This is a genomic window from Kitasatospora sp. GAS1066B, assembly GCF_041262605.1.
Lineage (GTDB): Bacteria > Actinomycetota > Actinomycetes > Streptomycetales > Streptomycetaceae > Kitasatospora.
Genome location: NZ_JBGCCO010000033.1, coordinates 61,743 through 85,652 on the forward strand (window position 1 = coordinate 61,743; position 23,910 = coordinate 85,652).

Here is a 23,910-nt window from a genome sequence, read left to right on the forward strand (position 1 = left end):
CGTTGAGTGGCGCGAGCCTCCGTCAGGAGTGAAGGTGAGACCCGGGAGGGACCCCACCACACTCTGCGCCCCGGAGGCGACAACCATGCCCGTGGTCAGCACCCCGTACCCGCCCGGCACCCCGTGCTGGGTCGACCTGATGGCCCCCGACCAGCAGGCCGCCATCGACTTCTACCGCGACCTGTTCGGCTGGCAGGGCCAGCCGGGCCCCGAGGAGTTCGGCGGCTACGCGGTCCTCACCCTGAAGGACAAGCCGGTGGCCGGCATCATGACGGCCATGGCGATGGACGACAACCCGCCGCCGCCCACCGTCTGGACCACCTACTTCGCCACCGCCGACGCGGACGCCACCGCGGCGAAGATCACCGCGAACGGCGGCTCGCTGCTCTTCCCGGTGATGGACGTCGGCTCGATCGGCCGGATGACGGCCGCCGCCGACCCGACCGGCGCGGTCTTCGGCATCTGGCAGACGGTGGAGTTCGGCGGCGCGGAGATCGTCAACGAGCCCGGCGCGGTGATCTGGAACGAGCTGTCCACCTCCGACCTGAAGGCCGCGGCCGGCTTCTACCAGAAGGCCCTCGGCATCGAGCTCACCCCGGCGCCGGAGATGCCGGACTACCAGATGCTCAAGGTCGGCGGCAAGGACGTCGGCGGCGCGCAGGGGCTGCAGAACCACCCGCCCGGCACGCCCTCGCACTGGGGCACCTACTTCGCGGTGGACGACGTGGACAGCATCGTGGACGCGGCCGTCCGCAAGGGCTCCGACGTGCTGGTGCCGGCGATGGACACGCCGGTGGGCCGGATCGCGGCGATCAAGGACCCGCAGGGCGCGATCTTCTCGGTGATCGCGCCGAAGGCGCCGCAGTAGGACTCAGGGCCTACAGCATGGGCCGCGGCCCGGACCGATCATGTGATCGGGTCCGGGCCGCGGTGCTTTTCGGGGTGGCGCGGCGGTCAGCAGGGGCCGTTGTCGGTCCAGGCGCCCCAGGCGCCGCTCAGGGTCGGGTCGTCGCCGGTGGTCCACCACTTGTTGGTGTAGGCGTGGCCCTTCCAGGAGACCTTGGTGCCGGCCGTGGCGTAGACCGCCGATGCCGACCAGCCGGGCGCGGTGCAGGCGCCGGTGGGGGTGACGCTGGCGGTGCTGGTCGGCAGGGTGGTCGGGCTGCCGGTGGCCGAGGAGGTCGGGCTCGCGCTGCTCGACGCGCTCGGGCCGGCCGTGGTCGGGCTCGCCGAGGTCGGCGGCGCCGGGCAGTTCGCGGCGGAGCCGTTGGTCGCGTCCACCATCTTGTCGAAGAGCCCGGTCTGGGTGCCCAGGTCGTACAGCGAGAAGGCGAAGGACCCGCCCAGGCCGTTGCAGTGCAGGTAGTCGGCCTTGGCCTGGATCGACCGGGCGTCCTCACCGGACCAGAAGTTGCTGCCGTCGTAGAAGTACGCGGCCTGCGCCACCGGGTCCCAGAAGGTGTCGGCCGGGTTGTCGACGACGCCGTTCAGCTCCTTGTACATCCGGATGCCGTTCACGTTGCCGGACATCGCGGCCCCGGTCGCGGGGCCGGTCGCGGTCTGGAACAGGCCGTTGCCGCCACCGGCCGGTACTCCGGTCCAGCCGCGGTAGTAGAACGGGACCCCCATGTTGATCTTGCCGGCCGGGAAGCCGCCCTTGATCCCGTACTGCGGATCGCCGGCCGTCCAGGCCTTGACCGCCTCGTCGATCGAGTACTTGGCGGTGCCGGGTGCGACCGGGGTCATCGGGTCGTTCGGGTCCGAGTAGAGCGCGGCCTGGTGGTTGGTCGGGCCCTGCGCGTCCCAGGCGCCGTGCATGTCGTAGCTCATCAGGTCCAGGAAGGTCAGCGACTGGCCGATCCTGTCGGTCTCGTAGTTCTGGATCTTGTCCTGGCCCGCGCCGACCGCCGCGCTCAGCGCGTAGGTCCTCCCGTCCGCCTTGCCCTGGGCGTCCAGCTCGGAGCGCAACTCGGCGAGCAGGGCGGTGTAGTTCTGCTTGTCGGCCGGGGCGGCGTGGTTGCCGGTGTGGCCCCCACCGCCGGGGTACTCCCAGTCGATGTCGAACCCGTCGAAGATGCCGGCCGCCGAGCCCGGTCCGCCGAAGCCGGCGTCGGTGGGCAGGTTGCCCTTGATGAACATGTCGATGCAGGAGGAGGCGAAGGCCTTGCGCGAGGCGTCACTGGCCGCCACGTCGGAGAAGTACTTGGAGTAGGTCCAACCGCCGATCGACAGCAGGATCTTGAGGTTCGGGTTCTTCGCCTTCAGCTCCTTGAGCTGGTTGAAGTTGCCCGCGATCGGCTGGTTCCAGGTGTCCGCGGTGCCGCTGACGCTGGTGCCGGCGTCGTAGGACTTCTCGTAGTCGGCGAAGGCGTCGCCCGCGCCGTCACCGGCGTTCGGGTTGTTGTCGTCCTGCGAGGCGGCCTTGGTGGCCTCGAAGCACTTCCCGCTGGTCGGGTCGATGTTCTCGAAGTCGTAGATCAGGTAGTCCAGTTTCCCGGCCACGCCGGTGTCCTGGATGGTCTTCGGGTAGTAGCCGTTGGCGTAGACCGACCACTGGTCGAAGTAGGCGACCTTGAGGCCGCCGCTGGTGGCGGCCGCGCCGGTGGTGTTGGTGGCGGCGGCCTGGGCGGTGGCGCCGGCGCTCAGCGAGAGGGTCGCGCCGAGCAGCAACGAGGCACCGGCGCCGAGGGCGAGCGCCGCCAGGCCCCGGGGGCGGCGGCGGCCGGCCGGCGAGCTCTCGGCTCCCCGGGCGAGTGTGCGGGTCAACATGGGTGCGTGACTCCTGGTTGTGGGGGACCGTCAGGCCCGTGGGGGTCGGCGGGGCGGGTGGGACCGCTCCGCCATGGGCATGACATGGGGTCGTGCGCGGAACCGGGCGGGCGCAGAGCGCCCCAGGGCCACCGCCAGAGATTCAGGGCTCTGACGGTGACTCAGGAGCTCCCTGCACCTGTCGATTAAAATGGACTAGACCAACCGCGACGTCAAGGGTCGACCACCGCCCTTGAGCTGCCGTTAAGGTTCCGCACACCGGGCCGCTGCACGGCCGCGCGGCCTGCGACGAAGACCGGCCGGTCTGACGTCCGTATCCGGAGCAAGGTCCGTCTTGAGATGTAGTCGCGCTGCATCTGGCGTCGCAACCCTGCGCCGTTCGACTCCTCCCTGCGCGGCTCGTGGCCGCCGGTTCGGCCGCCTAGCGTGGACAGCGTCGCCTGTCCGCCCCCTCGCACGAGGATCAAAATGATCGAAGCCGTCGGCCTCACCAAGCGCTACGGCCCCAAAACCGCCGTCCAGGACCTGAGTTTCACGGTCCGCCCCGGCATCGTGACCGGCTTCCTCGGCCCCAACGGGGCCGGCAAGTCCACCACCATGCGGATGCTGCTCGGCCTCGACACCCCGAGCGCCGGCCACGCCACCATCAACGGCCGCCGCTACGCCGACCACGCCGCGCCGCTGCGCGAGGTCGGCGCGATGCTGGAGGCCCGCGCGATCCACACCGGGCGCTCCGCCTTCAACCACCTGCTGTCGCTGGCCGCCACCCACGGCATCCCGCGCTCCCGGGTGGACGAGGTGATCGACCTGGTCGGGCTGCGCCAGGTCGCCAAGAAGCGGGCCGGCGGCTTCTCGCTCGGCATGGGCCAGCGGCTGGGCATCGCCTCCGCGCTGCTCGGCGACCCGGCCACGCTGATCCTCGACGAGCCGGTCAACGGCCTCGACCCCGAGGGCATCCTGTGGATCCGCAACCTGCTCAAGTCCCTTGCGGTCGAAGGCCGCACGGTGCTGGTCTCGTCGCACCTGATGAGCGAGATGGCGCTGACCGCCGAGCACCTGATCGTGATCGGCCGCGGGCAGCTGATCGCGGACACCTCGGTGGCCGACTTCACCGAGCGCGCCTCGCGCGGCGGTGTGCTGGTGCGCACCCCCGACTCGGTGCGGCTGGCCGAACTGCTGGGTGAGCTGCCCGGCGTGAGCGTGACCGACGGCGAGGACGTCCAGGTGCTGACCGTGGACGGCGTCGACAGCGAGCGGGTCGGCCGGCTGGCCGCCGAACACGGCCTGACGCTCTTCGAGCTGACGCCGCAGAAGGCCTCGCTGGAGGAGGCCTTCATGGAAATGACCAAGGACGCCGTCGAGTACGACGCCGTGGTCGCCCCCCGCACGCTGGTCGAGGAGCACGCAGCATGAGCACCGCCACCCCCACCGCCGTCCAGGCCCGCCCGTCGGTCGGCGGCCCGGTCACGCTGCCGCGGGTGCTCCACTCCGAGTGGATCAAGTTCCGTACGCTGCGCTCGAGCTACTTCACGCTGCTGGCCGCGGTGGTCTTCATGGTCGGTTTCGGCCTGCTCGCCTGCTACGGCGCGATCGACCACCTGAACCACCCCGACGTGCGCGACCACGGCTTCTCGATCAACGCCGCCGACCGCAGCCTGCGCGGCTACCTGGCGGCCCAGCTGGCCGTCGGCGTGCTCGGCGTGCTGGTGGTCAGCGGCGAGTACAGCACCGGCATGATCCGTGCCTCGGTGTCCGCCGTGCCGCGCCGCCTGCCGGTGCTCTGGGCCAAGGCGGGCGTCTTCGGAGCGGTGACCTTCGTGGTGACCCTGATCACCGCGTTCGTCGCCTTCTTCGGCGGCCAGGCGGTGCTCTCCAGCCACAACGTGCAGACCTCGCTGTCGGCCGCCGGGGTGGCCCGCACCGTCGTCGGCACTTCGCTGTACCTCACCGCGATCGGCATCTTCGCGGTCGCGGTCGGCACGATGATCCGCAACACCGCCGGCGGCATCGCCTCGATCTTCGGCATGCTGCTGGTGCTGCCCACCCTGGTCGAGGTGCTGCCGTCCAACTGGAGCAGCCACATCAGCCCGTACCTGCCCGGCGCGGCCGGCCAGGCGGTCGCCACGCTCAACCCGGACCCGGGCACGCTCGCGCCGTGGACCGGCTACGGCGTGCTCTGGATCTACGTGGTCCTCGCCCTGATCGGGGCTGCCACGGTGCTCAAGCGGCGCGACGCGTGACCACGCACGACAGGCCGGGCCGCATCCGTTGCACAATGACGCGATGACTTCGCTCGACCAGCTCCCGGCAGCCCTCGGGCGGCGCTTTCCCGGCGCCGCCCGAGGGCTGGCCGCGTTGCGGGGCTGGATGCTCGACGAGCGCTACCCGATCGCCGTCGACCTCGCCTTCGCGCTGGCCGTGCTGGCGCTGGCCAGCGCGGCGCACGGACGGGAGCTGCGGGTCCATCCGTGGGTCTGGATCCTGCAGCTCGCGCTGATCCTGCCGCTCGCCTTCCGCCGCCGGGCCCCGCTGACGGTCTTCGGGGTGATCGCCGGGGTCGCCTTCCTCCAGTGGCTGGTCTACCAGCCGATGCCCGCCGACATCGCGGTGCTGCTCGCGCTCTACAGCGTGGCGGCGCACTGCACCCGTCGCCGCACGGTGCTCGGGTATCTGATCGCCGAGCTCGGCGTGCTGCTGGCGGTCTCCGACCTGCGCCACGCGGTCACCCTGGTCGACCCGGTGGAGACCTGGCTCAAGGCCGCCTTCATGCTCTCCGGCGCCACCACGGCCGCCGCCGTGCTCGGCCTCAACGTCCGGGCCCGCAGGTCCCAGCTGCGCGCGCTGCGCGCCCGGGCCCGCGAGCTGGAGCGCCAGCGCGACCAGCAGGCCGCCCTCGCGGTCGCCGAGGAGCGCTCCCGGATCGCCCGCGAGATGCACGACATCGTCACGCACAACCTCTCGGTGATGGTCGCGCTCGCCGACGGCGCCGTCTACGCCAACCCGATCGCCCCGGAGAAGGCCACCGCCGCGATGCGCCAGTCAGCCGAGACCGGACGCCAGGCGCTCACCGACATGCGCCGGTTCCTGGGCGTGCTGCGGGCCGACGAGCCCGACGCGCTGCGCCACCCGCAGCCGGGCCTGGGCCAGCTCGCCGCACTGGCCGCCCAGGTCCGGGCCGCCGGCCTGCCCACCGAGCTGCGGCTGACCGGCGAGGCCGCCGGCCTCTCCCCCGGCGCCCAACTGACCGTCTACCGGCTGGTCCAGGAGTCGCTCACCAACACCCTCAAGCACGCCGCGCCCGGCGCCCGGGCCCAGGTCACCGTGGACTGCACGACGGACCTGGTGACGGTGGAGGTGCGCGACGACGGCATCGCGCTGCGCCCGCCCGGCGCCCCCTTCGGACCGGCCGAGCTGCTCGGCGAGCCGGGGCACGGCCTGTCCGGGATGCGCGAGCGGGTCGCCGCGTACGGTGGCGGCCTGCTGGCCGGGCCGCTGCCGCAGGGCGGCTGGCAGGTGGCCGCCACGCTCGACCTCGGCCCCGATCCGCACCCGGCCGCCGACACCGTCCCCGACCTCCAGGAAGCCACCTGATGACCATCCGCGTCCTGCTGGTGGACGACCAGCCGCTGCTGCGCGTCGCCTTCACCCTGGTCCTCGACTCGCAGCCGGACATGACGGTGGTCGGCGAGGCCGCGGACGGCGCCGAGGCGGTGCGCCTGACCCTGGAGCAGGGCCCGGACGTGGTGCTGATGGACGTCCGGATGCCCGGGATGGACGGCATCGAGGCCACCCGCCGGATCGTCGAGGACTCCCCCGACACCAAGGTGCTCATCATGACCACCTTCGATCTGGACGAGTACGCCTTCGCCGGCCTGCGGGCCGGCGCCTCCGGCTTCCTGCTGAAGAACGCCCAGCCGGCCGAACTGCTCAGCGCGATCCGCAGCGTGGCGGCGGGCGACGCGGTGGTGGCGCCCCGGATCACCCGCCGGCTGCTGGACACCTTCGCCTCCCAACTGCCCGCCGACGGCGGCTCGCCGGACCGCGCCGAGAGCGCCATCGAGGCGCTGACCACCCGCGAGCGCAGCGTGCTGGTCCAGGTCGCCCGCGGCCTGTCGAACGCCGAGGTGGCCGCCGAACTCTTCCTCGCCGAGGCCACGGTGAAGACCCATGTGAGCCGGATCCTGCTCAAGCTCGGCCTGCGGGACCGGGTCCAGGCGGTGGTCTTCGCCTACGAAAACCGCTTGGTCCGCCCGACCTGACCACCGACAATCGGCGGATGAACGACGATCTCGGGGCCCGCCGCCTGGCCGCCCGACGCGCCAGCCGCCGCATCCTCTCCGGCACCCGGCCGGCCACCATGCGCGAGCGGCTGGCGGCACTGGGCGCGCTGGAGGGTCTGGACGACCAGCCGGACTTCTACGGCGACGGCCCGGTCCGGCGGTTGGAGGAGCGGGTCGCCGCGCTGCTCGGCAAGCCGGACGCCGTCTTCTTCCCGACCGGCACGATGGCCCAGCAGATCGCGCTGCGCCACGGCGCCGAGCTGACCGGACGCCGAGCCGTCGCACTGCACCCGCTGGCCCACCTGGAGCGCTGGGAGCGCCAGGCCTACAGCCAGCTGACCGGGCTGCGCGGACTGTGGCCGACCAGCGAACCGCGCCACTTCACCGCCGAGGAACTCACCGCGCTGGGCGAGCCGTTCGGCACCCTGGCGGTCGAACTCCCGCTGCGCGACGCCGGTTACCTGCTGCCGAGCTGGGACGAGCTGGTCGCACTGGCCGGGGCGGCCCGGGCCGCCGGCGCCCGCGTGCACCTCGACGGAGCCCGGCTCTGGGAGTCGACCAGCCACTTCGGCAAGGGACTTGACGAGATATCGACACTCGCCGACAGCGTCTACGTCTCCTTCTACAAGACCCTGCGCGGCCTGAGCGGCGCGGCACTGGCCGGGGACACCGAGCTGACCGCCTACGCCCGCGCCTGGCGTCACCGCCACGGCGGCAACCTCTACCAGCAGTGGCCCGCCGCCCTCGCCGCGCTGGACGGCCTGGACCGCGAGCTGCCCCGGCTGCCCGACCAGGTCCGCCACGCGGGCACGGTCGCCGCCGCGCTGGCCGAGCTCCCCGGCGCCCGGATCAACCCCGAGCGCCCGCACACCCACGAGTTCCAGCTCTGGCTCCCCCACCCGGCGGCCGCCCTGAACCGGGCCGCCCTCACCCTCGCGGAGACCGAGGGCCTCTGGTTCGTCGACTACTGGGAGGACCGCGCCCCGGGGCTGGCCATGTCCGAGGTCATGATCGCCGCCGAGGCGCTGGAGTGGACCGCCGCGGACGTCACGCGGACGGGGCGGCGGTTCCTGGCGCTGGTGGAGCGGTGCTGAGCAGGCCGCGTCTCAGTACCGCAGCGCGCTCCCCACGCTCGCCGTCACGGTGCCCGAGACCACCTGGACGCTGGTCGCCGTCACAGCCGCGGTGGCGCCCGGCTGAACGGGGCCGACGTTGACCGGCACGGTGTCCAGCAGGGTGCCGGTGGCGTCTTTGAAGTTGATCAGGATCGTGTAACGCTCAGCCTGGGACTGGTGGTTGACGACGGTGACCGGGACCTGGGCACGGCTGGCGGAGTCGACGGTGACCTGGCCGAGCGAGACGTCGCCGCTCGCGTCGAAGCCGCCGGTGGCGCTGCCCAGCGCGGAGGCGGCAGCGGACTGGGCGGAGGCGAGCGCGGAGGATCCGGCGGTGGCCAGGCTGCTGGCCGCGGAGGCGCCCTGGGAGAAGACGGAACTGCCGGCCGAGCCGGCCTGGGAGGCGATCGACTGCGCCGCGGAGGCGGCCTGCGAGGCGAGCGACTGGGCCGCGCTGGCGGCGGCGGAGACGGTCGAGGTGGCCGGCTTGCTGGAGCTGGAGGAGCAGCCGGCCAGCGCGCCGCCCACGCACAGCGCCGCCCCGATCACCAGGGTGATCGGGGCGAGATGTGCCCGACGGGCGCGCGGACGGCGGGGGGCGAGCTGGCGCAGCGGCGGAGTGTGGCGGTGGTCCATGGCCTCACCTTCGGCGCCGACCCGGCCCGCCGCCAGCGGGCGGACGCATCCAGGTGACACACCGTCAGCCGCGACTCGCCGTCACCCGCTGAGGGCGTCAGATGCTCAGGTAGACCGCGCTGCCGACGCCCGCCAGCAGGCAGTAGATCGCGAACGGGGTCAGGCTGCGGTTCTCGAAGTACTTGGTCAGGAACTTCACCGAGATGTAGCCGGCCACGAAGGCGCAGATCGAGCCGACCAGCAGCGGCCCACGGATCCCGGCGTTCTCCGGCTTGAGCAGCTCGGGCATCTTGAGCACGGCGGCCGCGCCGATCACGGGGGTGGCCAGCAGGAAGGAGAAGCGGGCCGCGTCCTCGTGGTTGAGGCCTCGCAGGATGCCGGTGCTCATCGTGACGCCGGAGCGGCTGATGCCCGGCAGCAGCGCGATGATCTGCGCGGCGCCGATCCAGATGCCCTCGCGGAAGCTCAGCCGGGCCAGCCGGCGGTCCGACTCGATGGCCGGGTCGACGCCCGGCGTGTGCGCGCCCTGCGCGCCGGCCCGGCGGCGCCCGCCGCCGCCGCGGCGCAGCCGGTCGGCGCCGAGCAGGACGAAACCGTTCAGTGCCAGGAAGACCGCCGCGACCACCGGCTTGCCGAGCGCGTCGCGCAGTGCCTTCTCGGCGACCAGGCCCACCAGGCCGACCGGGATGGTGCCGACGATCAGCAGCCAGGCCAGCCGCTGCTCGGAGGTCTCTATTCGGCGCTCGCGTATGGAGGTGAACAGCCCGCGGATCACCCGGGCCCAGTCCTTGCGGAAGAAGAGCACCAGCGCCAGCGCGGTCGCCAGGTGCAGGCCGACCAGCACCGACAGGTACGGCGAGGTGGCGGTCGTGACGTTCAGGTCCTTCTGGACGCTGCCGCCGATCAGCGCGGGGATCAGGATGCTGTGTCCCAGGCTGGAGACCGGGAAGAGTTCGGTGACGCCTTGCAGCAGCCCCACGCCGATCGATTCCGGGTAGGTCAGGGACATCGCACACCTTCAGCACTGGTACGGAATCGTCGGAGGGCGACAGCGTACCGAGGCGTGCGTAGAGCGCCTCAAGCCCCTCCCCGCGAGAACGTACTACAGATCTGTAGACGCCAAGCGGGCAGGGGCCCGAATTCACTTGCTGGTCATCTGCGGTGCTCGCACCGCTATTCGGGCTCGCCCTCCATCGCCCGCGCCGCCGACTCGCGGATGCCGCGCTCGCGCTTGCAGACCACCTGGAAGGCGCCCGCCGCGGCCGCGGCGAAGGCGACCGCGCCCAGCCACGGCCGGTTCAGCCGGTGGCCGGTGAGGTGGTCCAGGGAGAGCCGGCCCGGGCCCGCGAGGCCGAGTGCCAGGCCGCAGACGCCGAGCAGCGCCGGGTACTCGTAGCCGCCCTTGACGGCGAAGAAGCCGTGCGGGAAGTGCACCACGCTGGCGCCGAGCATGGTGCCGGCCACGATCGGCCCGGCCACCGGCGTGGCCAGCCCGGCGAACAGCAGCGCGCCGCCGCCCGCCTCACCGAGGCCGGCCGCCAGCGCGCTCTGCCCGCCCGGCTTGAACCCCATCGCCTCCATGCCGGCCGCGGTGCCCTCCAGGCCTCCGCCGCCGAACCAGCCGAACAACTTCTGGGTACCGTGTGCGAAGAGCACACCGCCCACGGCGGTGCGCAGGGCGAGCAGCCCGAGGTCCGTGCGGTTGACGCAGCCCATGGTGGTGTCCTCATCTCTCAGCCCCCGCCTTCCATCCCAGCCGACCCGGCACGGCTCCTCGACCGGGGCAGGCCATCCGGGGGACGCTGGAGCAGAGCACCCGAGGGAGTCAGCGATGGAGTTCCACCTGGACGGCGCCACCGCCACCGACCGGTCCGGGCTGTACACGGCGCTCGGCACGGCACTGAACGGTCCGGACGGCTACTACGGGAGCAACCTGGACGCTCTCGCCGACTGCCTGCGCGGCGGCTTCGGCCCGGTGCCGCCGTTCACCCTGGTCTGGCACGACTGGGCGACGGCCGAGCACTCGCCGCAGCTGCCGCCCGGGTACGCGTGGGCGGTGGTCGAGCTGCTCGGTGAGACGGGCGTCACGGTCCGGCTGCGCTGACCCGCCGGTGCGGCGCCGGTGCGGCGCGGCGGGTCTCGAGCATCCTGGGGGAATGTCGACCCTGGATCTGAGCAGCACGTTCGTCACCTTCTTCGCCGTGGTCGGCCCGCCCAAGGTGCTGCTGGCCTACGCCGAGCTGACCCGCACCCGCAGCGTGTCGGAGATGCGCAAGCTGGTGGTGCTCAGCTCCCTGCTGGCGGCGCTGGTCGGGGTGCTGATGGCGTTCTGCGCGGACGCGCTCACCAACTTCTTCCACATCAGCGACGAGTCGCTGCAGCTGGCCGGTGGGGTGATCTTCTTCCTCTACGCGGTCGGGCTGGTCCTCGGCCTGCACCTGGGCGGTGCGAGCGATGATGACGACGAGACGCTGAACAACCCGATGGCCGACGGGGTGCGCGAGCTGCTGCTGCCGTACGTGGCGAGCCCGCTGGCGATGACGGCGGTGCTGGTGGAGTCGCTGACCAAGGAGGACTGGGGCTGGCGGTTCACCGTGGCGGGCGCCTACCTGGCGGTGGTGGCGATCAACACCGTCTGCGTGCTGGCGCTGGCCCCGCTGCTGCGGCTCACCCACCGGACCTCGCTGGAGGTGCTCTCCCGACTGCTCGGGCTGCTGCTCGCGGCGGTCGGCGTGGAGCTGTTCCTGAACGGGCTGCAGGGGCTGGGGGTGCACCTGCCCACCTCCGGCGGGCACTGATGGCTCAGGTGGCTCAGGGCGCGGTGACCGGGCGCCAGGGCACCGGGCTGGAGAGGATCATCGAGCTGCTCGGCTGCCCGTAGGCCGCCAGCCGGTCGACCAGTTCCTCGAAGCTCGCCATCTCCGCCACCGCCACCAGCAGCACGCAGCAGGCCCCGCCGGTCACCCGGTGCAGCTGGAGCACCTCGGGCCAGGCGGCGACCGAGGGATCGCGCAGCAGACAGCGCGGGCCGTAGCACTGCACCTGCACCAGCGCGGTGATCGGCAGTCCGGCCCGGGCCAGGTCGACGTGCGCGTGGTAGCCGTCGATCACGCCCTCCGCCTCCAGTCGGCGTACCCGCTCGGCGACGGCCGGGGCGGAGAGGCTCACCCGGCGGGACAATTCGTTGTAGGAGAGCCGCGCGTCGGCCTGCAGCTCGGCGAGCAGGCGGCGGTCCAGGGCATCCAGGGCCATGATGTTTCCGGGTTCCTTTCCGAGCGGCAGGCCGACGGAGAAAAGACCTTGCGAACGCAAGGCCGACTCACCGATCGGGTCTCCGTCGCCCATTCAAGAGCCGCGGTGGCCCGCCGCACAATAGTCCCCACCTGCCATCGAGGGGGAGCACGATCATGTCCCGGTCCACCGTCCAGACGCCGAACCTGGCGTTCGACCCCGTCCGCGAGGACGCCATCGCCGACCCGCTGACCAGCGGCGCGACACCGTACGAGCGATACGCCCGGCTGGACGTGCTGCACACCCTGCAGCAGCCGCGCAGCACCGTGGACGCCGAGCTGTCGTTCATCGTCACCACCCAGGTCATGGAGCTGCTCTTCGACCTGCTGCGGCACGAGTGGGAGCTGGCCCAGCGCGCGCTGCGGGCCGACGACCTGCCGGGCGCGCTGGCCGCGCTGCGCCGCGGGGCCAACGCGCAGGACGTGCTGAACAGCTCCTGGGACCTGCTGGCCACGCTCACCCCGGTCGAGTTCAGCGCCTTCCGCCCGCTGCTCGGCGAGGCCTCGGGCTTCCAGTCCTCCGCCTACCTGCGGCTGGAGTTCCTGCTCGGCAACAAGTCCGACCGGCTGCTGGCCATGTACCAGGGCGCACCCGAGACGCACCGGGAGCTGTCCGACGCGCTGGCCCGACCCGGACTGTACGACGACGTGGTGGCGCTGCTGGCCCGCCGCGGCTTCGCCGTCGCGCCGAACGTGGGCCCCGAGCGGTACACCGCGAGCCCGCAGCTGGAGGCCGCCTGGCGCACCGTCTACACCGACCCCGCGCACGCCGAACTCGTGGTGCTGGCGGAGGCCCTGCTCGACACCGCCGAGCGGGTCACCCGGTGGCGGCAGCGCCACTACGCCTCGGTGAAGCGCTCGATGGGCGCCAAGCCCGGCAGCGGCGGTTCCAGCGGCCTGAGTTGGCTCAAGGCCGCGGCCGATCAGGATGTCTTCCCGGAACTGTGGACCGTACGAGGTGAGTTGTGAGCGTTGACCTGGCGACGATCCCGAGCTCGCGCGAGCAGTGCCTGGCGCTGGACGCGGCCGACCCGCTGGCGGCCTTCCGCGCCGAGTACACGCTCCCGGCCAACGGGACCTACCTGGACGGAAATTCGCTCGGCGTGCTGCCCGTACGCACTCCCGAGGTGGTCCGGCGGACCGTCGAGGAGGAGTGGGGCAAGGACCTGATCACCAGCTGGAACAAGCACAGCTGGATCGACCTGCCCTACCGGCTCGGCGACCGGATCGCACCGCTGGTCGGCGCCGGCGCGGGCGAGGTGGTGGTCTGCGACAGCGTCTCGGTCAACCTGTTCAAGCTGCTGACGGCCGCACTGCGGCTACGCCCCGGGCGGCGCACCGTGCTCGGCGAGCGGGACTCGTTCCCGACCGACCTGTACATCGCCGAGGGGGTCACCGGGCTCTTCGAGGGCGGCCGCAGCGTGCTGCTGCCCTCGGTGGACGACCTGGACGCGCACCTGGACGACGACGTCGCCGTCGTGGTGCTCTCCCAGGTGGACTACCGCACCGGGCGACTGCTGGACATGGCCGCGATCACCGCCAAGGTGCACCGGGCCGGCGCGCTGATGATCTGGGACCTGTGCCACTCGGCGGGCGCGCTGCCGATCGACCTGACGGCCTGCGAGGTGGACTTCGCGGTCGGCTGCACCTACAAGTACCTGAACGCCGGGCCGTGCGCGCCGGGCTTCCTGTACGCGGCGGCGCGCCACCACGACACCGTCGAGCAGCCGCTGACCGGCTGGTTCTCGCACGCGGCGCCGTTCGCCTTCGAGAGCGGCTACCGGCCCACCCAGGGGATCGGGCGGTTCCTCACCAGTTTCCCGTCGCTGCTCGCGCTGGCCGGGCTGCGGGCCACCCTGGAGATCTGGGACAGGGTCGACCTGGAGCTGGTGCGGGCCAAGAGCCTGGCGCTGACCGGGCTCTTCATCGAGCAGTGCCGGGCCGACGGGCTGGAGGTGGTGACGCCGGGTCAGCCGGAGCTGCGCGGCAGCCAGGTGGCGGTCCGGCACCCCGAGGCGTTCCCGGTGGTCCAGGCACTGATCGAGCGCGGGGTGATCGGCGACTTCCGGGCGCCGGACCTGATGCGGTTCGGCTTCACCCCGCTGTACCTCTCCTACACCGAGGTCTGGGACGCGGCGCAGGCGCTGCGCGAGGTGCTGGCGAGCGGCGAGTGGCGAGCCGAGCGGTTCAGCGTGCGCGGTGCGGTGACCTGAGCCGAGCGGCCCGACCGGTGCGTGCGGACTGGTCGGGTCGGCACAGCGTTCAAGTGGACCGCCCGTCCGAGGCCGAGCGGGCGGGTGTTAGCGTGCCGGGCGGGGCCGCCGCGACTCGTGGCCCCCGGGCTCCGCCCGCCGCTCGGGAAAAAGCACGAAGGCTGTCGATCACCATGGCCAAGTTTCTGTTGAGCCTGCACGTCCTGGCCGCGATCATCGCGATCGGTCCGGTGACGGTGGCGGCGAGCATGTTCCCACGCAAGGCGAAGGCCGCCCTGGCGGTGGCCGAGGACGGCGGGACCGCCGCCGCGGCCGATCCGGAGGCGGCGGCGTCGGTACGGCTGCTGTACCGGATCACCCAGGTCTACGCGGTGATCGGGCTCGCGGTGCCGGTGCTCGGGATCGGCACGGCGCAGGTGATGGGGGTCATGGGCAGCCCCTGGCTGATCACCTCGCTGGTGCTCACGGCGATCGCCGCCCTGGTGCTGATGGTCCTGGTGCTGCCCCGGCAGGAGGCGGTGGTCAGCGCGCTCGCGGGCGAGGCGGACGCCGATCCGGTCCGCGCGTTCGGCGGCCTGAAGCTGCTGACCATGAGCACCGGGCTGTTCGCGCTGCTCTGGGCCGTGGTGACGGTGCTGATGGTGCTGCGTCCCGGCTCGACCACGCACGCCTGACGAACCGTCAGCTTCGCTGCCACCGGCCCCGGCCGGCCGCTCCCCTGGTGACGCGCCCGGCCGAGTTCCCATCGAGTGGCAGATCTGACGAATCGTCAGTCAGGGCTCATGGCTCATGGCTCAGGAGATGCCGCAGGACACCTGGCGCGACTCCTGGTCGAGGTCGAGGAACGGGCAGTCGGAGGAGAGGTGGGAGCCGTCGCTGAAGACCAGGTCGACGTAGAGGCTCGGCTCCCAGTGGTTGTTGCCGTGCGGGTCGATCCGCAGGGTGGTGGCGGAGCCCTTGAGCGACTCCCACGAGCCGTGGTTGAGCACGGTGAGCTGGAACGGACCGACGTCGCTGTACTGGTCGAACTGGCCGAAGGTGCTGGAGATCCGGGCGTCGGTGGTGCCGTTGATGTCGCGAACCGTGACGGTGACCAGCGTGTCACGGTCCTTCTGGTCGTGGTCGGAGTGGAAGCTGACGCTGGCGCCGGTCAGGACCGCGCCGGCTGCGCGGGGCATGGGCCGGGCGGCCGGGCCGCTCGCGGCGGCGGCCGGCATGATCGTCGCGAACGCGGTGAGGGTCACGGTCAGCAGGGTGAGGCCGAGGCCGGACATGGTTTTGCCGAGAAACATGTGACGTCCCTTCAGCGGTGTGGCTCAGGCATCCAGCGTGGCATGACAGTTCGGCCACGACCATCACCCACAGGAGTGATGGTTCGCAGCCGTCCCACCAACTCGCCCCCGGTCAGCCCTGGTTCCACGCCAGGTGGGCCGGATCATCGGACCGGACCAGGACTTCGGCCGCCTCCTCCGGGCGCACCTCCTCCTCGTAGCGGACGAAGGCCGGTAGCGTCCACTGCTCCTCCTGCGGGGTGCGTCGCCGCAGCGCCGCCTCGGACATCCGCAGGTGCACCACCAGGTCGAACGGGAACCAGCGTCCGAGCAGGAACTGACCGTCCATCAGCAATGCTGTGCCGGGCGCGAGTTCGACATACGGGCTGCGCGTGGCGCGGTCGGTCTCCGGGTCGCGCAGATCGGGCAGCACCCGGCCGGTGCCGCCCGGGTCCAGCGGGGTGAAGACCTCGCGGAAGAGCGCGTTGTCGTCCAGCCAGAGATCGAGGTAGGCGTCGGCGTCCTGATGCCCGTACTCCAGCCGCAGCGAGGCGGGGCGCAGGAACGAGCGCGACCGCACCCGCAGCACCGGCCGACCGCGCAGCATCAGCTCCTCGGCGAGGGCGTCGGCCAGCTGCCCGGGACTGGTCGCCGGCGCGCCGTCCACCGCGATCCGGGGCCAGACGCCGCCGTCCGCCGGGCTCAACCCTTCGATCCGGTCAGCGAGTTCAGTGGTCAGCCGGGCCCGGCTGATCGGGTGCAGTCGGGTGCCGGCCATCAGCGGCCCGTCTCCAGCAGGGTCTTGCCCAGGGTGGCCCGGGACTCGATCGCCGCGTGCGCCTCGGCGGCCCGCTCCAGCGGGAAGCGCTGGCCGATCACCGGGCGCAGCCGGCCGGCGGCGGCCTCGGCGAAGGCGTACTCGGTGCAGGCGCGCAGCTGCTCGGGGCTGCGGTCGGCGCCGACCAGGCGCACCCCACGGGCGGCGGCCCTCTCCTCGGGGATCGCCGACCACTCGCCGCCGGCCAGGCCGAAGCTGTCCATCCGGCCGCCCGGCCGCAGCAACCCGAAGGCGGCCCGCCCGATCGCGCCACCCACGCCGTCGAAGACCATGTCCACGCCGCCCACCTCCCGCTCGATCCGCTCGACCCAGTCGGACTCGCGGTAGTCGAAGGCATGATCCGCGCCCAACTCGCGGGCCAGCTCCAGCTTGCGGGCACCACCGGCCGCCGCGACCACCGTGGCGCCGGCCGCCTTGGCGAGCTGGACCAGCAGGCTGCCGACCCCACCCCCGGCCGCCTCGACCAGCACCCGGTCCCCGGGGCCCACCTCGGCGGCCCGCAGCTGCATCACGGCCGTGCGCCCGTCGGCCAGCAACGCGACCGCCACGTCCAGCGCCAGGCCGTCGGGGACGGCGAAGAGCCCCTCGGCGGGGACGGCGGCCTGCTCGGCATAGCCACCGGAGCCCCCGGTTCCGGTCACCACCTGCCGACCGAGCAGCGCCGGGTCGACACCGTCCCCGAGCGCGCCGACCGTGCCACCGACGCCGTTGCCGGGGATCAGCGGCGGCGTGGCGCGGAGCGGGCCCGCGCCGGTGGCCCGGAACTGGGTCTCCACGAAGGTGATGTTGGCGTACGCGACGTCGATCAGCACCTGGCCCGGGCCGGGGACAGGGTCGGGTGCCTCGCCGGGGACGAGGACGGAGGGGTCACCGAACCGCTTCAACCAGACTGCGCGCATGCTGACGCTCCTTGATCGACTCGAGCTCTCGTCAGCATCCTCGCTCATCAAGCCCGCTTGAGGTCAAGGCACGCATGGCGCGGGCCGGTCGGCGGCGCGGCGGTTGACATGGAGTGCACTTCAAGTGGTGGACTCGAACTCCTGACGGGCTTTCACAAGCACACGCACACGTACACGCACACGCAGGAGCTGATGAAGATGACGGACTCTCCAGTCACCCTGATCACCGGCGGCAGCAGCGGCATCGGCGCCGCGGCGGCCCGGCAGTTGCTCAAGCTGGGGCACCGGGTGGCGGTGACGGCACGCGGTGAGGAGCGGCTGCGCCGGTTCGCCGAGGAGGTCGGGCAACCGGCGGCGCTGCTGACGATCACCGGTGACGCCGCCGACCCCGCCGCCGTGCGCGCGGCAGTGGCGGCCACCGTCGAACGGTTCGGCCGGCTGGACCATGCCGTGGCCAACGCCGGTTTCTCCACCCACGACACGCTGGCCGACGGCGACCCGGCCGGCTGGCGCGAGATGGTGCTCACCAACGTGCTCGGGCCGGCCCTGCTGGTCCAGGCCGCGCTGCCCGAACTGACGCGGTCGCGCGGGCGGATCGTGCTGGTCGGCAGCGTCGCCGGCTTCATCAACTCGCCCGGCAACCTCTACGGCGTCACCAAGTGGGCGGTGCGCGGCCTGGCCGAGAACACCCGGCTGATGGTGACCGACTCGGGCGTGGGCGTCACCCTGATCGCCCCCGGACGGGTGGAGACGGCGTTCTGGGACCAGCGCGAAGGCGGGACGCCGGCCACCTCGCTGCTGACGGAGGACCAGGTCGCGTCCTCGATCGTGTGGGCGCTCGGGCAGCCGCAGGGGGTGGACGTCAACACGGTGATCGTCCGGCCGATCGGGCAGGAGCGCTGACCGTTCCCCCGCCCGGAAACCACAGGAGTCCAGCTGTTTCGAGCAGGGCCGGGCTGATCAGGAGGCAGTGTCGGGTGCCGACTTGGGCCGCCGCTTCCACTCCCCCGACCCGAGCGGCAGCCAGCCGTCGCCGTCGCAGTCGGCGCACGTCTCCGGTACGAAGCTCGTGCCGACCGCGACGATGTTCTCTCCCTCGTGGCGGACGGAGGACCTGATCCCCATCCGGGCCCGCGTGCGAACCCCTTGGCTGCAGTTGGGGCACTGCATGCGGAACTGGACGAATCCCGGGCTTGATGGCTCCTGCTCGTCATCGCTCATGCGGTCAGTGTTCCTTGGTACCTGCGCCGTTACACCCCTGGCAGAGGGTCGCGATGGTCCCGCTCGCGGCCGTGCGACCGATCTTCACTTCGGGGCTGGTGTGAGCTTCGCCACGCAGCCGGGAATTGCGTACCCTTGCCCGGTTGCGGCATGGTGAAACTTCTGTCAGGCCCCGCGTACGGCCCGTGTGTTGGGCGTCAACTGAATACCGATGGTCCGTACGCCGCCCGAATTCCTTGCCCGCACCGGCTCGTCCGGCACTCGGGCGCCGGGCCAGTGTCTCCCGTGACCAGTACCAGGTGGAGGCCAGTGACCAGGGCATGTTGCGTCCTCACGGTCACGCGGGGTCGACGCTGGAAGGAAACCATGTGACTCGGATCTCGGTCCGGGGAGTTGCTGTGGCCTCCGCCACCGCAGTCACCGCAGTCGGTGCCGTCGTGGGTGTGTCGTCGAGCAGCGAGGCCGCGCCCGCTCAGTCGGTCGACGTCGCGGGGTCCACCCTGCTCGCGGACGTGCCGTCGGCCACCCAGGCGCAGACCATCAGCGACAACTTCGCCGTCCAGTCCTCGGCTCAGCAGCAGGCGGCCGACCTCGCCACGCAGAAGGCCGCGCAGGAGACCGCCCGGCTGAAGGCCGCCGCCGACGCGAAGGCCAAGGCCGACGCCGACAAGGCGGCCGCCGACGCCGCCGCGGCGCAGAAGGCCGCCGCCGACGCGAAGGCCAAGGCCGACGCTGCCGCCGCCGCTCAGCAGGCTGCCGCCCGCGCCGCGGCCACGTCGCAGCTCGCCACCACGAACTCCGCGCCGCCCGTCGGCTCGTCCACCGGGGGCTCGCCGCAGTCGATCGCGGCCGGGATGATGGACAGCACCCAGTTCCAGTGCTTCAGCAACATCGTCACGCGCGAGAGCGGCTGGGACGTCACCGCCCGCAACCCCTCCTCCGGCGCGTACGGCCTGGTGCAGGCACTGCCCGGTTCCAAGATGGCCTCGGTCGGCTCGGACTGGCAGACCAACCCTGCGACCCAGATCAAGTGGGGCCTGGGCTACATGAACACCACCTACGGCAGTCCGTGTGACGCCTGGTCGTTCTGGCAGGTCCACCACGCGTACTAGCTTGATCTTCAAGCTATCGCGCCTTCCATGAGGTCGCGGGCGGGTTCTCCGACACCCTGCCCGTCCGCGACTCGAAGGACCCCTCCGGTGACGCGGCGGCCGGCGCGCGGGTGCGCAGGTCCTGGCGAACGGTGAGCGCCCTCGGTCAGCTGATCTTCAGCGCCGCGCCCAGCTCGGCCACGATCCGGCCGTGAACGGCGCGCATCACGGTGAGCGTGGTGTCCAACTCGGCGACCGTGGCGCCCCCTGGACGAGTCGCCTGATGGTCGAGCTGCCGACCGAGCGCGGCAAGGCCGGCGAGCGCTTCGAGTCGGTCGAACGGGCGGTCGAGGCTGCCGCGGGGCCCGTCACTCGGCTCGGTGCTGGGCAGCTCGATCATGGCGGCAAGGGTGGGGGGCTCACTGGGCACTTCAGGTGCTCCGTTCAGCTGGGATGTCGATGGCCGACGCGCGGGCCGTGCGGGCCGTGCGGGCCGTGCGGGCCAGGAACGCCGTGCGCGAGTGGGGGTTCACGGGGCCCCCTGGTCCTGGCGGAGCATCGCGCGCATCCTCATCCGGTGGACGTAGCGTGATGCTCGCTCGAAGCCGTCGACGCAGTACGGCAGGGTGATCAACTTGGCGTCGTCAACGGTGATTTGCGGCCCAGGGGCGACCAAGGTGTGCCGATCGCAGCAGGCGCACCGTCCGAGTCGCCACTGGTGCCGGGGCGGCAACGGGATCGGCCCGGCCGACGCGCGGCTACTCATCGCCGGGTCTCATCTCACCGCGCACACGGGGCAGCTGGGCCAGCCCAGTGGGCACGATCTCACCTCGCTGGACCCGGCCCAGGCACCGCGCGTGCGCCAGGACGAAGGCCGTAAGCGCTTGAACAGTGCGGATGTTGCAGCCGCCCAGCTCGACATGAACGCCCTCGCGCATCAGGGTGGTGATCCGGACGCCCAGCAGGGGCGGCAGTTCGGCCACCTTGAAGGCGTCGTCGAGCTGGTCGAGGGCGGCTTCCGCCCACTCGCGCAGCTCGCGTGCCATGCACTGCTCTTCAGTCTCAAGACTGCCTTCCACCACGGGATCCGGGCCCACTACGCCACCGCCGGTCCGGGCTCGATGACTGCCCAGACGCGCTTGCCGTGCCCGCCGCGCGGGCCCCAGCCCCACTTGTGGGAGAGCTTGTCGACCAGGAGCAGGCCGCGTCCGGCTTCGCCGTCGGCCGTGACGCGCAGCTGCGGCGCTTTGCGGGACACGTCCTCGACCCAGAGCCAGAGCAGCTCGCCGTCGGTTTCGAGGCCCATCTTGATCAGGTTGCCGCGCGGGGTGCCGTGACGGAAGGCATTGCCGACCAATTCGGTGAGCACCAACACCCCATCCTCCACGAAGCGTTCGCCGCTCGGGACACGCGACAGGAACTCGCGCAGCAGGTGCCGCGCCAGGGCCGGGGAACGGGGGCTGCGCGGCAGCCAGCAGTGATCGCGCCCGCTGGGGGCGGGCGGGGTGGTGAGCGGTTCGGGCATGGCGAAGCTCCCTTGCGGCGCGGCTGGTTGAGGAAGCGGCGCGGGATGACGCGCCCTGGGGTGACGGCCGGCGCGGGCACAGGGATGCCCGGTGACGAACCGTCATGATCACGGTCTGTCGTGGAGTTCTCCACTCCCCGTAGCATCCTCCTGGATGTTCCTATGGTGCAAGTCCCCACTTTGGAAGCCGTTAAAGATTGTTGTCCCGCTCGGAGGAGGGCAGACTTACGAGCCACACCCGAGGGGAGGTCCAACGTGCCGGTGAACAGGAATCCGACTGTCCGTCAGCGGCGGCTCGCGCGAACGCTCAAGGAGCTACGGACGGCCAAGCGGATGACTCTTGCCCAGGCAGCGCAGCAGCTTGCCTGCGCCGAGAGCAAGATCAGCCGGATCGAGGCGGCACAGTCAGGGGTCCGACTTGTCGACCTGCGCCTGCTCCTCGATCTTTATGACGTTCATGACTCAGGCACGCGAGCAGGACTGGAGGCACTGTCCCGCGAGGGGCGGCTGCGCGGCTGGTGGGACCGGTACTCCGAGACGCTCTCTCCGCTTTATGCCGACTACATCGCGCTGGAAGCTGACGCTTCGGACGCGTACAGCATCCAGACCCTTCTCGTGCCCGGGCTCTTGCAGACCGAGGACTACACGCGGGCCGTGGTCCGTGCCCAGATAGAGGATGCGACGCCCCAGCAGGTTGAGACCCTTACCAAAGTCCGCCAGGAACGCCGCTCGGTGCTGACGCGGAACGCACCTCTGCGCCTGTGGGTGGTTCTCTCGGAGTCCGTGCTCAAGCATCAGATCGGCGGCCCGTCGGTGATGCGCGGTCAGCTCGATTTCCTTACTTCGGCCTCCGACAACCCGAACATCAATATCCAGGTCTTGCCAGAAGCCTCGGACGTGCACGCCGCTCTGTTCGGGCCGGTTGTCATCCTGAGCTTCCCGGAGACGACGGAGACGGACGTGGCCTATGTGGACAGCCTGCTCAGCACGCTCTACATCGAAGAGCCGGACGAGGTGTTCAAGTACTCCAACCTGTTCCGCCGTGCTCTTGCCGAATCGCTGCCACGCACCGAGTCAATCGCGCTGATCGAGCGCATCGCAAAAGGAATGGTCTAGATCATGACGAGCAACCTCCCCCCGTCCTCAGCTGCAGCCCGGCTTGCCTGGTACAAATCCTCCTACTCAGGCGCCCAGAGCGATTGCGTGGAAACCGGGCGCGTGGTCACCGGCGGCATGGCCGTCCGGGACTCCAAGGACCCGCACGGTCCCGCGCTGGTCTTCCGAGCCGAGGCCTGGCAGGCCTTCGTCACCGGCGTGCAGACGGCAGCACTGCCCATCGCCTTCTGACCCACAGTCACTCAGCTCAGCGGCCCCACCAGGGAGAACCCTGGTGGGGCCGCTGCGTCTCCCACCTGCACGGTCGCCGCCCCTCCCCAGGCCGTTGACCGGACTATATGCTTCGCCGCGTGACTGATGATCAGGAGATCGCCCTGGACTGGATGTCCGCCTCCGAGGAGGACGGCCAGGAGCCCACCGACCTGCGGCCAGACGTGCCCCACCCGGCTCGGATGTACGACTACTACCTGGGTGGCAAGGACAATTTCCCCGCCGACCGGGCCGCCGCCGAGAAGGTCATGGCGATCAGCCCGCGGGTGCGGCTCAGCGCACAGGCGAACCGGGCGTACCTGCAGCGGGCCGTGCGGTACCTGGCAGAGCAGGGTGTCAAGCAGTTCCTGGACATCGGCACCGGGATCCCGACCGCCGGCAACACCCACGAGATCGCCCAGCAGGTCCATCCCGACGCCCGGGTGGCGTACCTGGACAACGACCCGATCGTGCTGGTGCACAGCCGCGCGCTGCTGGCCGGGGCCAGCCACGGCAGCGCGACCGTGGTGCAGGCCGATCTGCGGGACCCGGCGGGGATCCTGGCCGAGCCGCGGGTCCACGAACTGCTGGACCTCGGGCAGCCGGTGGCGCTGTTGCTCTTCGCGATCCTGCACTTCGTGGACGACGAGTCCGACCCGTACGGCATCGTGCGCACCCTGGTCGACGCGCTGCCCTCGGGCAGCTACCTGGCGCTCTCGCACGGTACGGCCGACTTCATCAGCCCTGCGCAGGCCGGCCGCGGCCCTGCCGTCTACTGCGCTGCCACCGAGCGGCTCACGCTGCGCAGCAGGGAGCAGGTCTCACGGTTCTTCGACGGCTTGGAGCTGGTCGAGCCGGGGATCGTCACCGCCCCGCTCTGGCGGCCCGAGCGGCCGGAGCAGGAGGATGACGCCTTCACCGGGATCTGGGCCGCGGTGGGCCGCAAGCCCTAGGCAGTGTCGTCAAAGGATCAGGCCCACAGGAGGAGTGGGGCGAGGGTGGCGGCTGCTCGGTAGACACGGCGCTCTTGTCGTATCTGGCGGCCGGGCCCCACCACTGCTTCAGGCGCCGAACGCCAGCGGGTGGGGACGAGGTTCCGTCCACGATGAGCACAGTGCCCTCACGACGAGCTTGAGGCCGTTGCGCGCGCTCGGCGGCGACAGCGTGCTCGCGCGCGCTGCTCCTGTCATACCTGATCGGTAGGGTCACGATCATGACCTTGGATCACGGCCTGAACGGCCATATCACCACGGGGACAGTACTCACGCGCGGTGGCGAGGCCGAGACCTGCTCCGACCCCAGTGAGCAGTTTTCATCCTGAAGTCGCTGGTCGCGGGGCTGGTGTGGGTCGGGGCTGGGGTGCTCGTGCGGGTCGGAGGCGTGATCGTCGGTAGGTG

28 protein-coding genes are annotated in these 23,910 nt (G+C 71.5%); 16 read left to right on the top strand and 12 right to left on the bottom strand.

The features are described 5' to 3' along the window. Nucleotides 1–85 precede the first annotated feature (85 nt). On the top strand, nucleotides 86–868 hold the full coding sequence (locus ABH937_RS30455; RefSeq protein ID WP_280686823.1) for a VOC family protein: 783 nt from the start codon (nucleotides 86–88) through the stop codon (nucleotides 866–868). A gap of 86 nt (nucleotides 869–954) precedes the next feature. Here the strand turns inward: ABH937_RS30455 and ABH937_RS30460 are convergent, their stop codons facing one another. Continuing rightward, nucleotides 955–2,769 carry a glycosyl hydrolase family 18 protein gene (locus ABH937_RS30460; RefSeq protein ID WP_280686822.1) on the bottom strand — a complete coding sequence of 605 codons (1,815 nt, stop codon included), beginning with the start codon at nucleotides 2,767–2,769 and terminating at the stop codon, nucleotides 955–957. A 468-nt stretch (nucleotides 2,770–3,237) separates the two neighbouring features. On the opposite strand from ABH937_RS30460, the gene ABH937_RS30465 reads away from it, so the two are divergent. Genes ABH937_RS30465 through ABH937_RS30485 form a run of 5 tightly spaced genes read left to right on the top strand, consistent with a single transcriptional unit; the run spans nucleotide 3,238 to nucleotide 8,143 of the window. Continuing rightward, entirely contained in the window at nucleotides 3,238–4,182 is a 945-nt protein-coding gene (locus ABH937_RS30465) for an ATP-binding cassette domain-containing protein (RefSeq protein WP_280686821.1), read from the top strand. Continuing rightward, complete coding sequence (locus tag ABH937_RS30470) at nucleotides 4,179–5,009, top strand: ABC transporter permease (protein ID WP_370220113.1); 831 nt, start codon at nucleotides 4,179–4,181, stop codon at nucleotides 5,007–5,009. Before ABH937_RS30465 ends, ABH937_RS30470 begins: the two co-directional genes overlap by 4 nt. Before the next feature lie 43 nt (nucleotides 5,010–5,052). Beyond that, nucleotides 5,053–6,360, top strand: a complete 1,308-nt coding sequence (locus ABH937_RS30475; RefSeq protein WP_280686819.1) for a sensor histidine kinase — start codon at nucleotides 5,053–5,055, stop codon at nucleotides 6,358–6,360. Further along, nucleotides 6,360–7,028, top strand: coding sequence for a response regulator transcription factor (locus ABH937_RS30480; protein ID WP_280686818.1), 669 nt, complete (start codon nucleotides 6,360–6,362; stop codon nucleotides 7,026–7,028). Before ABH937_RS30475 ends, ABH937_RS30480 begins: the two co-directional genes overlap by 1 nt. Nucleotides 7,029–7,045: 17 nt before the next feature. Beyond that, nucleotides 7,046–8,143 (top strand): low specificity L-threonine aldolase, encoded by a 1,098-nt coding sequence (locus tag ABH937_RS30485; RefSeq protein WP_370220114.1) that lies wholly within the window; start codon nucleotides 7,046–7,048, stop codon nucleotides 8,141–8,143. 12 nt (nucleotides 8,144–8,155) lie between these two features. On the opposite strand, the gene ABH937_RS30490 is transcribed toward ABH937_RS30485, so the two are convergent. From ABH937_RS30490 to ABH937_RS30500, 3 genes are all read right to left on the bottom strand, one after another. Next, nucleotides 8,156–8,800 carry a hypothetical protein gene (locus ABH937_RS30490; RefSeq protein WP_370220115.1) on the bottom strand — a complete coding sequence of 215 codons (645 nt, stop codon included), beginning with the start codon at nucleotides 8,798–8,800 and terminating at the stop codon, nucleotides 8,156–8,158. Nucleotides 8,801–8,897: 97 nt separating this feature from the next. Then, a complete protein-coding gene (locus ABH937_RS30495) occupies nucleotides 8,898–9,809 on the bottom strand; it encodes an undecaprenyl-diphosphate phosphatase (protein ID WP_280686815.1) in 912 nt (303 codons plus the stop codon). 164 nt (nucleotides 9,810–9,973) lie between these two features. Continuing rightward, on the bottom strand, nucleotides 9,974–10,516 hold the full coding sequence (locus ABH937_RS30500) for a DoxX family protein (protein ID WP_280686814.1): 543 nt from the start codon (nucleotides 10,514–10,516) through the stop codon (nucleotides 9,974–9,976). A 115-nt stretch (nucleotides 10,517–10,631) separates the two neighbouring features. Here ABH937_RS30500 and ABH937_RS30505 point away from each other — a divergent pair, with 115 nt between their 5' ends. Beyond that, nucleotides 10,632–10,904 (top strand): barstar family protein, encoded by a 273-nt coding sequence (locus tag ABH937_RS30505; protein ID WP_280686813.1) that lies wholly within the window; start codon nucleotides 10,632–10,634, stop codon nucleotides 10,902–10,904. A gap of 52 nt (nucleotides 10,905–10,956) precedes the next feature. Continuing rightward, nucleotides 10,957–11,598: a MarC family protein gene (locus ABH937_RS30510; protein ID WP_280686812.1), complete on the top strand. Its 642-nt coding sequence runs from the start codon at nucleotides 10,957–10,959 to the stop codon at nucleotides 11,596–11,598. A gap of 13 nt (nucleotides 11,599–11,611) precedes the next feature. On the opposite strand, the gene ABH937_RS30515 is transcribed toward ABH937_RS30510, so the two are convergent. Next, nucleotides 11,612–12,052, bottom strand: coding sequence for an Lrp/AsnC family transcriptional regulator (locus tag ABH937_RS30515; protein ID WP_280686811.1), 441 nt, complete (start codon nucleotides 12,050–12,052; stop codon nucleotides 11,612–11,614). 155 nt (nucleotides 12,053–12,207) lie between these two features. Here ABH937_RS30515 and ABH937_RS30520 point away from each other — a divergent pair, with 155 nt between their 5' ends. The 3 genes from ABH937_RS30520 to ABH937_RS30530 all read left to right on the top strand — a co-directional run bounded on the left by ABH937_RS30520 (nucleotide 12,208) and on the right by ABH937_RS30530 (nucleotide 14,977). Continuing rightward, nucleotides 12,208–13,059, top strand: a complete 852-nt coding sequence (locus ABH937_RS30520; protein ID WP_370220116.1) for a tryptophan 2,3-dioxygenase — start codon at nucleotides 12,208–12,210, stop codon at nucleotides 13,057–13,059. Continuing rightward, nucleotides 13,056–14,303 carry a kynureninase gene (gene kynU, locus ABH937_RS30525; protein WP_370220117.1) on the top strand — a complete coding sequence of 416 codons (1,248 nt, stop codon included), beginning with the start codon at nucleotides 13,056–13,058 and terminating at the stop codon, nucleotides 14,301–14,303. Before ABH937_RS30520 ends, kynU begins: the two co-directional genes overlap by 4 nt. A gap of 173 nt (nucleotides 14,304–14,476) precedes the next feature. Next, complete coding sequence (locus ABH937_RS30530) at nucleotides 14,477–14,977, top strand: hypothetical protein (protein WP_370220118.1); 501 nt, start codon at nucleotides 14,477–14,479, stop codon at nucleotides 14,975–14,977. A gap of 120 nt (nucleotides 14,978–15,097) precedes the next feature. On the opposite strand, the gene ABH937_RS30535 is transcribed toward ABH937_RS30530, so the two are convergent. The 3 genes from ABH937_RS30535 to ABH937_RS30545 form a co-directional block, all read right to left on the bottom strand. Further along, nucleotides 15,098–15,595, bottom strand: a complete 498-nt coding sequence (locus tag ABH937_RS30535) for a hypothetical protein (protein ID WP_280686807.1) — start codon at nucleotides 15,593–15,595, stop codon at nucleotides 15,098–15,100. A gap of 112 nt (nucleotides 15,596–15,707) precedes the next feature. Next, nucleotides 15,708–16,352, bottom strand: a complete 645-nt coding sequence (locus ABH937_RS30540) for a uridine kinase (protein ID WP_370220119.1) — start codon at nucleotides 16,350–16,352, stop codon at nucleotides 15,708–15,710. Next, a complete protein-coding gene (locus ABH937_RS30545; protein WP_370220120.1) occupies nucleotides 16,352–17,311 on the bottom strand; it encodes a zinc-binding dehydrogenase in 960 nt (319 codons plus the stop codon). Before ABH937_RS30545 ends, ABH937_RS30540 begins: the two co-directional genes overlap by 1 nt. Nucleotides 17,312–17,509: 198 nt before the next feature. On the opposite strand from ABH937_RS30545, the gene ABH937_RS30550 reads away from it, so the two are divergent. Then, nucleotides 17,510–18,214, top strand: a complete 705-nt coding sequence (locus tag ABH937_RS30550; protein ID WP_370220121.1) for an SDR family oxidoreductase — start codon at nucleotides 17,510–17,512, stop codon at nucleotides 18,212–18,214. Between the two features lie 57 nt (nucleotides 18,215–18,271). Here ABH937_RS30550 and ABH937_RS30555 read toward each other — a convergent pair whose 3' ends face one another. Continuing rightward, on the bottom strand, nucleotides 18,272–18,532 hold the full coding sequence (locus tag ABH937_RS30555) for a hypothetical protein (protein ID WP_280686803.1): 261 nt from the start codon (nucleotides 18,530–18,532) through the stop codon (nucleotides 18,272–18,274). Between the two features lie 443 nt (nucleotides 18,533–18,975). On the opposite strand from ABH937_RS30555, the gene ABH937_RS30560 reads away from it, so the two are divergent. Continuing rightward, a complete protein-coding gene (locus ABH937_RS30560) occupies nucleotides 18,976–19,644 on the top strand; it encodes a lytic transglycosylase domain-containing protein (RefSeq protein ID WP_370220122.1) in 669 nt (222 codons plus the stop codon). Nucleotides 19,645–19,789: 145 nt separating this feature from the next. On the opposite strand, the gene ABH937_RS30565 is transcribed toward ABH937_RS30560, so the two are convergent. From ABH937_RS30565 to ABH937_RS30575, 3 genes are all read right to left on the bottom strand, one after another. Next, complete coding sequence (locus ABH937_RS30565) at nucleotides 19,790–20,023, bottom strand: hypothetical protein (protein WP_370220123.1); 234 nt, start codon at nucleotides 20,021–20,023, stop codon at nucleotides 19,790–19,792. A 358-nt stretch (nucleotides 20,024–20,381) separates the two neighbouring features. Further along, on the bottom strand, nucleotides 20,382–20,669 hold the full coding sequence (locus ABH937_RS30570) for a hypothetical protein (protein WP_280686800.1): 288 nt from the start codon (nucleotides 20,667–20,669) through the stop codon (nucleotides 20,382–20,384). Between the two features lie 50 nt (nucleotides 20,670–20,719). Next, a complete protein-coding gene (locus tag ABH937_RS30575; RefSeq protein ID WP_280686799.1) occupies nucleotides 20,720–21,148 on the bottom strand; it encodes an ATP-binding protein in 429 nt (142 codons plus the stop codon). A 255-nt stretch (nucleotides 21,149–21,403) separates the two neighbouring features. On the opposite strand from ABH937_RS30575, the gene ABH937_RS30580 reads away from it, so the two are divergent. The 3 genes from ABH937_RS30580 to ABH937_RS30590 all read left to right on the top strand — a co-directional run bounded on the left by ABH937_RS30580 (nucleotide 21,404) and on the right by ABH937_RS30590 (nucleotide 23,466). Continuing rightward, on the top strand, nucleotides 21,404–22,264 hold the full coding sequence (locus ABH937_RS30580; protein ID WP_280686798.1) for a DUF5753 domain-containing protein: 861 nt from the start codon (nucleotides 21,404–21,406) through the stop codon (nucleotides 22,262–22,264). 3 nt (nucleotides 22,265–22,267) lie between these two features. Continuing rightward, nucleotides 22,268–22,495: a DUF397 domain-containing protein gene (locus tag ABH937_RS30585; RefSeq protein WP_280686797.1), complete on the top strand. Its 228-nt coding sequence runs from the start codon at nucleotides 22,268–22,270 to the stop codon at nucleotides 22,493–22,495. 152 nt (nucleotides 22,496–22,647) lie between these two features. Next, the gene (locus ABH937_RS30590) at nucleotides 22,648–23,466 is read left to right on the top strand and encodes an SAM-dependent methyltransferase (protein ID WP_280687298.1); all 819 of its coding nucleotides are present in this window, start codon (nucleotides 22,648–22,650) and stop codon (nucleotides 23,464–23,466) included. Nucleotides 23,467–23,910 lie beyond the last annotated feature (444 nt).

What these genes read in the sequence shown, in the direction of transcription:
- ABH937_RS30455 (WP_280686823.1), top strand. Translation starts at nt 86, where the DNA reads ATGCCCGTGGTCAGCACCCCGTACCCGCCCGGCACCCCGTGCTGGGTC.
- ABH937_RS30460 (WP_280686822.1), bottom strand. Translation starts at nt 2,769, where the DNA reads ATGTTGACCCGCACACTCGCCCGGGGAGCCGAGAGCTCGCCGGCCGGC.
- ABH937_RS30465 (WP_280686821.1), top strand. Translation starts at nt 3,238, where the DNA reads ATGATCGAAGCCGTCGGCCTCACCAAGCGCTACGGCCCCAAAACCGCC.
- ABH937_RS30470 (WP_370220113.1), top strand. Translation starts at nt 4,179, where the DNA reads ATGAGCACCGCCACCCCCACCGCCGTCCAGGCCCGCCCGTCGGTCGGC.
- ABH937_RS30475 (WP_280686819.1), top strand. Translation starts at nt 5,053, where the DNA reads ATGACTTCGCTCGACCAGCTCCCGGCAGCCCTCGGGCGGCGCTTTCCC.
- ABH937_RS30480 (WP_280686818.1), top strand. Translation starts at nt 6,360, where the DNA reads ATGACCATCCGCGTCCTGCTGGTGGACGACCAGCCGCTGCTGCGCGTC.
- ABH937_RS30485 (WP_370220114.1), top strand. Translation starts at nt 7,046, where the DNA reads ATGAACGACGATCTCGGGGCCCGCCGCCTGGCCGCCCGACGCGCCAGC.
- ABH937_RS30490 (WP_370220115.1), bottom strand. Translation starts at nt 8,800, where the DNA reads ATGGACCACCGCCACACTCCGCCGCTGCGCCAGCTCGCCCCCCGCCGT.
- ABH937_RS30495 (WP_280686815.1), bottom strand. Translation starts at nt 9,809, where the DNA reads ATGTCCCTGACCTACCCGGAATCGATCGGCGTGGGGCTGCTGCAAGGC.
- ABH937_RS30500 (WP_280686814.1), bottom strand. Translation starts at nt 10,516, where the DNA reads ATGGGCTGCGTCAACCGCACGGACCTCGGGCTGCTCGCCCTGCGCACC.
- ABH937_RS30505 (WP_280686813.1), top strand. Translation starts at nt 10,632, where the DNA reads ATGGAGTTCCACCTGGACGGCGCCACCGCCACCGACCGGTCCGGGCTG.
- ABH937_RS30510 (WP_280686812.1), top strand. Translation starts at nt 10,957, where the DNA reads ATGTCGACCCTGGATCTGAGCAGCACGTTCGTCACCTTCTTCGCCGTG.
- ABH937_RS30515 (WP_280686811.1), bottom strand. Translation starts at nt 12,052, where the DNA reads ATGGCCCTGGATGCCCTGGACCGCCGCCTGCTCGCCGAGCTGCAGGCC.
- ABH937_RS30520 (WP_370220116.1), top strand. Translation starts at nt 12,208, where the DNA reads ATGTCCCGGTCCACCGTCCAGACGCCGAACCTGGCGTTCGACCCCGTC.
- ABH937_RS30530 (WP_370220118.1), top strand. Translation starts at nt 14,477, where the DNA reads ATGGCCAAGTTTCTGTTGAGCCTGCACGTCCTGGCCGCGATCATCGCG.
- ABH937_RS30535 (WP_280686807.1), bottom strand. Translation starts at nt 15,595, where the DNA reads ATGTTTCTCGGCAAAACCATGTCCGGCCTCGGCCTCACCCTGCTGACC.
- ABH937_RS30540 (WP_370220119.1), bottom strand. Translation starts at nt 16,352, where the DNA reads ATGGCCGGCACCCGACTGCACCCGATCAGCCGGGCCCGGCTGACCACT.
- ABH937_RS30545 (WP_370220120.1), bottom strand. Translation starts at nt 17,311, where the DNA reads ATGCGCGCAGTCTGGTTGAAGCGGTTCGGTGACCCCTCCGTCCTCGTC.
- ABH937_RS30550 (WP_370220121.1), top strand. Translation starts at nt 17,510, where the DNA reads ATGACGGACTCTCCAGTCACCCTGATCACCGGCGGCAGCAGCGGCATC.
- ABH937_RS30555 (WP_280686803.1), bottom strand. Translation starts at nt 18,532, where the DNA reads ATGAGCGATGACGAGCAGGAGCCATCAAGCCCGGGATTCGTCCAGTTC.
- ABH937_RS30565 (WP_370220123.1), bottom strand. Translation starts at nt 20,023, where the DNA reads ATGATCGAGCTGCCCAGCACCGAGCCGAGTGACGGGCCCCGCGGCAGC.
- ABH937_RS30570 (WP_280686800.1), bottom strand. Translation starts at nt 20,669, where the DNA reads ATGGCACGCGAGCTGCGCGAGTGGGCGGAAGCCGCCCTCGACCAGCTC.
- ABH937_RS30575 (WP_280686799.1), bottom strand. Translation starts at nt 21,148, where the DNA reads ATGCCCGAACCGCTCACCACCCCGCCCGCCCCCAGCGGGCGCGATCAC.
- ABH937_RS30585 (WP_280686797.1), top strand. Translation starts at nt 22,268, where the DNA reads ATGACGAGCAACCTCCCCCCGTCCTCAGCTGCAGCCCGGCTTGCCTGG.
- ABH937_RS30590 (WP_280687298.1), top strand. Translation starts at nt 22,648, where the DNA reads ATGTCCGCCTCCGAGGAGGACGGCCAGGAGCCCACCGACCTGCGGCCA.